The following is a 4,463-nucleotide window of genomic DNA, read 5'->3' on the forward strand; positions in this document are numbered from 1 at the left end:
TCCCATGCCGAACTCAGAAGTGAAACGTTGTAGCGCCGATGGTAGTGTGGGGTCTCCCCATGTGAGAGTAGGGAACTGCCAGGCATTAAATAAGACGAGAAAGCCAACCCATTGGGTTGGCTTTTTTGCGTTTATGACATCGTAAAATATCGATACGCTACCTTCTCACCAATCACTTATCACTTTGCTATCCTCAATGATAGTTGGCTGTTAAACTAAGCCATCAGCTAAATGAGGTAGACTTCCATGAAAGAATCGGTTTCATTGCAAGCATTTAATACATTTGGTTTGAGAGCAAAAGCTCACCAAATAGAAACTGCAAATAATAAAGATGAGCTTTGTGCATATTGGCAAAGTGCCCAAGATCAAAAATTGCCAACACTCATTTTAGGTGGTGGTAGTAATGTCCTGTTTACTGAAGATTTCAATGGTGTGGTTATCCGTAACTGTATTTCGGGCATTGAAATCACTGAAGACTATCAACAGTGGCATATCCATGTAGGTGCTGGTGAAAATTGGCATGCGCTTATTGAATTTTTGCTAGAAAAAAATATTTATGGCTTAGAAAACCTAGCGTTAATACCTGGTAATGCAGGATCTGCACCAATACAAAATATTGGCGCATATGGTAAAGAGCTAAAAGATGTTTGTGCTTATGTTGATATCGTTGAATTAAGTACTGGTCATATTAGCCGTTTAACTAACGAAGAGTGTGAATTTGGTTATCGTGATAGTATTTTTAAACATTACTATCAACAAGGTTTTTCTATTATTGGTGTTGGTTTAACGCTAAATAAAAAATGGGAACCAATCCTTACATATGGCGATCTCGTTAAATTATCACCAGAAACAGTTACACCGAAAGATGTCTTTGAATCGGTTTGTCACATGAGAAAAAGTAAGTTACCTGACCCTTTAATAACCGGTAATGCTGGAAGTTTTTTTAAGAACCCTATTATTGATATAAATTCTGCTCAGCAACTAAAGAGTGAGTTTCCTTTCTGCCCTCAATATGTTCAATCCAATGGAGTAAAACTCGCCGCTGGCTGGCTTATTGATCAATGTGGATTAAAAGGTTTTCAGTTAGGTGGAGCATCAGTGCATACCAAACAGGCATTAGTTCTTATTAATACCACAGGCACTGCGAGTGGAGAGGATATCGTTAAATTAGCAGCATATATTCGTCAAAAAGTATCTGAACGCTTTGGTGTACAACTGGAACCTGAGGTTCGCTTTATTGGAACATCTGGTGAAATTAATGCAGTGGATGCCATTTCATGAAAGAAACGCCAACTCCTTTATTATTAATTGAAATTCTTGCCGATGGAAATATTCATTCAGGTGAACAGCTTGGTGAACATCTAGGAATGACTCGTGCTGGAATAAATAAACACATCCAAACATTACGTAGTTGGGGAATTGAAATCCAAACAGTTGTTGGCAAAGGTTATCAGCTTGATGCACCAATGAATCTATTAAACATAGATAAGGTAAATCAAGAGATTAAAGGTGCACCAGCTTTGGTTATCCCTGTTATTGATTCTACAAATCAATACTTAATACAACGTATTAGTGAGCTGAAGTCAGGCGATGTTTGTATCGCAGAATACCAATCAGCTGGTCGCGGTAGAAGAGGGCGTCAATGGATATCGCCTTTTGGTCGAAACTTATATTTAAGTATGTATTGGAAGCTTGACCAAGGCCCTGCCGCTGCAATTGGTTTAAGTCTGGTTGTTGGTGTTATTCTTGCTGAAGTATTAAAGGCATTTGGTGCTGATGATGTCAAAGTAAAGTGGCCAAATGATCTCTATCTAAATGATAAAAAGCTATCAGGTATTCTCGTTGAGTTAACGGGAAAAACAGGTGATGTTGCCCATATTGTTACAGGTATTGGTATTAACATTGCGATGAGTAATAAAAATCAAAATACAATTGATCAGCAGTGGATTAATTTAGAACAAGTTGGAATTAAAATAGACCGAAATAAACTTGCTTGTACAATGACAAACTCACTAAGAGAAGCATTTATCCAATTTGAAAAGCAAGGCTTAGCTGCATTTATTGAACGCTGGAAAAGTTTAGATAATTTTATGGATAGAAAGGTTAAGCTCATTATCGGTGAAAAAGAAATTTTTGGAATAGCAAAAGGGATTAATGATCAAGGTGCACTTTTATTAGAACAAGATAATAAAATTGTGCCTTATATTGGCGGAGAAATATCGCTTCGTGGCGTATTATAATTTTTAATCTCATTAAAAGAGCGATATAGTGAATTGCATACATCGCTCTTTTTTTATTTGGTAAATAAAAACTTATCTTTATAAGAATATAATAATTAGTTAACTTTATTTACGTAATCGCACGTTGGTTATGGTGTGGTTATCACCTTTAGTCATAATCAAACTTGCTCTTTCTTTTGTTGGCAGAATATTTTCTTTGAGATTAAGACCATTAATTTCTTGCCAAATTGAAGACGCTATTTCAATAGATTCTTCTCTGCTTAATTTAGAGTAGTTATTAAAATAAGACTCTGGATCGGTAAATGCGCCTTCTCTAAATTTTAAAAAGCGACTGATATACCAGTGCTTTAATAGCTCTTCATCAGCATCAACATAAATAGAAAAATCAACATAATCAGACACGAAAACATTATGTGGGTCGTGAGGATAGTCTTGATTACTTTGTAATACATTCAGTCCTTCAAGAATTAAAATATCAGGTTGTTCAATAACCTGTTTCTTATCTGGAATAATGTCATAAACTAAGTGAGAGTATACAGGTGCTGTAACTTGTTTTTTACCTGATTTAATATCTGAAACGAAAGAAACTAAACTATGCATATCATAGGATTCTGGGAATCCTTTTTTCTTCATTATGCCACGTTTTTTTAATTCCGCATTGGGTAATAAAAAACCATCAGTTGTAATTAAATCAACCTTACGGTGCTCGGGCCAGCGTGTTAATAGGGCTTGAAGTAAACGTGCTGTTGTACTTTTACCTACCGCAACACTACCTGCGATACCAATTATATAAGGTATTTTGGCGCTATTAGTACCAAGAAATTGCTCTAAGACCGCTTGGCGGCGCAAGTTCGAGCTAATATAAAAGTTCAGTAGCCTAGATAGTGGGAGATAAATCTCGATAACATCATCGATAGAGATCTCTTCATTAATCCCTTTCAAGTCTGCTATTTCTTTTTCTGTTAGCGTTAAAGGAACAGAATCTCTTAACGTTGCCCACTGCTTTCTGTCAAATTCTAAATAAGGGGTTATAAAGCGTTCTTTGTTATTCATAAGCCAACATCTGCCTAGTATTCGCAGGTTGGACAGGCTGTTTAAAACACCCGTATCCGATAAAAAATAAACAGCATCATAACGAGGGAACTCTCTTAGGCGTAGATATTTTTTAATTTTTTTATGCTTTTTTTGACATCAACTGAATAAATTTATAAAAAAAGTATAAAAAGTGAGCATAAAAAATATTTTTTAGCGTAGAATAATAAAGCATTAATAAAGTTTTTTAAAAAGAGATTTCTTAATGAGAGAAAACGAAAAGGCACAAGACTGAATTAAGTCTAAAGTAGGCTTATTACAGTGCTGTCATTTTGGTCGTTTTTTTCCTAAAAAATCAACAATTCAAGCAAAAATGAACAAAATCTAAGCAAAAGAACAAATATCGCAATTTTTTTGTTGCATCATGATGAAAGTCCTCCTAGAATGCGCACCACTTAGCCGGCATAGCTCAGATGGTAGAGCAACTGACTTGTAATCAGTAGGTCCCGAGTTCGACTCTTGGTGCCGGCACCAAGAAAATTTAGATTTGGTGGGATACCCAAGCGGCCAAAGGGAGCAGACTGTAAATCTGCCGTCACAGACTTCGAAGGTTCGAATCCTTCTCCCACCACCATTAATTCCTAACTAAATTGTTTTCAAGTAGTCAACAATTTAGTAGAATAAAAAGCTGATTTTAAGTCAGGTAGCCGAGTTCTGCGGGCATCGTATAATGGCTATTACCTCAGCCTTCCAAGCTGATGATGCGGGTTCGATTCCCGCTGCCCGCTCCAGATGTGCTGATATAGCTCAGTTGGTAGAGCGCACCCTTGGTAAGGGTGAGGTCGGCAGTTCGACTCTGCCTATCAGCACCATTCCTTCATGTTCTTGCCTCCCTGATAAAAAATCACAACAAGCAATAGCGACTAGCTAATTTTATATTACTGCTTGGTTGATGTGGTGTAACCACCGATTCCGTGTCTTAGAGGGACAATTTAAATGTCTAAAGAAAAATTTGAACGTTCAAAACCGCACGTTAACGTTGGTACTATCGGCCACGTTGACCACGGTAAAACAACCCTAACTGCTGCAATCACTACCGTTCTGGCTAAAACCTACGGCGGTGCTGCTCGTGCGTTCGATCAAATCGATAACGCACCAGAAGAAAAAGCTCGTGGTATCACCATCTCTACT

The 4,463-nt window shown here is 37.2% G+C and carries 4 protein-coding genes, 4 tRNA genes and 1 rRNA gene; 8 read left to right on the top strand and 1 reads right to left on the bottom strand.

What is annotated here, in order from left to right; genetic code table 11:
• The 3 genes from rrf to birA form a co-directional block, all read left to right on the top strand.
• Positions 1-84 (top strand): 5S ribosomal RNA (rrf, locus tag ABN099_RS18850); the annotation flags it as partial.
• Positions 85-246: 162 nt separating this feature from the next.
• A complete protein-coding gene (murB, locus tag ABN099_RS18855) occupies positions 247-1,281 on the top strand; it encodes a UDP-N-acetylmuramate dehydrogenase (RefSeq protein WP_349465923.1) in 1,035 nt (344 codons plus the stop codon).
• Complete coding sequence (gene birA, locus ABN099_RS18860) at positions 1,278-2,240, top strand: bifunctional biotin--[acetyl-CoA-carboxylase] ligase/biotin operon repressor BirA (protein WP_349465924.1); 963 nt, start codon at positions 1,278-1,280, stop codon at positions 2,238-2,240. The genes murB and birA overlap by 4 nt, the downstream gene beginning before the upstream one ends.
• Before the next feature lie 105 nt (positions 2,241-2,345).
• Here birA and coaA read toward each other — a convergent pair whose 3' ends face one another.
• Entirely contained in the window at positions 2,346-3,293 is a 948-nt protein-coding gene (gene coaA / locus ABN099_RS18865; protein WP_349465925.1) for a type I pantothenate kinase, read from the bottom strand.
• A 437-nt stretch (positions 3,294-3,730) separates the two neighbouring features.
• Between coaA and ABN099_RS18870 the strand changes: the two genes are divergently transcribed.
• The 5 genes from ABN099_RS18870 to ABN099_RS18890 all read left to right on the top strand — a co-directional run.
• A tRNA-Thr gene (locus ABN099_RS18870) sits at positions 3,731-3,806 on the top strand.
• Positions 3,807-3,821: 15 nt separating this feature from the next.
• Positions 3,822-3,906 (top strand) — tRNA-Tyr (locus tag ABN099_RS18875).
• Between the two features lie 82 nt (positions 3,907-3,988).
• Positions 3,989-4,063 (top strand) — tRNA-Gly (locus ABN099_RS18880).
• 5 nt (positions 4,064-4,068) lie between these two features.
• A tRNA-Thr gene (locus ABN099_RS18885) sits at positions 4,069-4,144 on the top strand.
• 124 nt (positions 4,145-4,268) lie between these two features.
• A partial coding sequence (locus ABN099_RS18890) for a GTP-binding protein (protein ID WP_228077987.1) occupies positions 4,269-4,463 on the top strand: 195 nt, incomplete at its 3' end.

The sequence above is a fragment of the Proteus hauseri genome, from assembly GCF_040139125.1.
In the GTDB taxonomy this organism is placed as follows: Bacteria; Pseudomonadota; Gammaproteobacteria; order Enterobacterales; family Enterobacteriaceae; genus Proteus; species Proteus hauseri_B.

Excerpts from the sequence above, each read along its gene's own strand:
- coaA (WP_349465925.1), bottom strand. The coding sequence starts at position 3,293 with ATGAATAACAAAGAACGCTTTATAACCCCTTATTTAGAATTTGACAGA.
- birA (WP_349465924.1), top strand. The coding sequence starts at position 1,278 with ATGAAAGAAACGCCAACTCCTTTATTATTAATTGAAATTCTTGCCGAT.
- murB (WP_349465923.1), top strand. The coding sequence starts at position 247 with ATGAAAGAATCGGTTTCATTGCAAGCATTTAATACATTTGGTTTGAGA.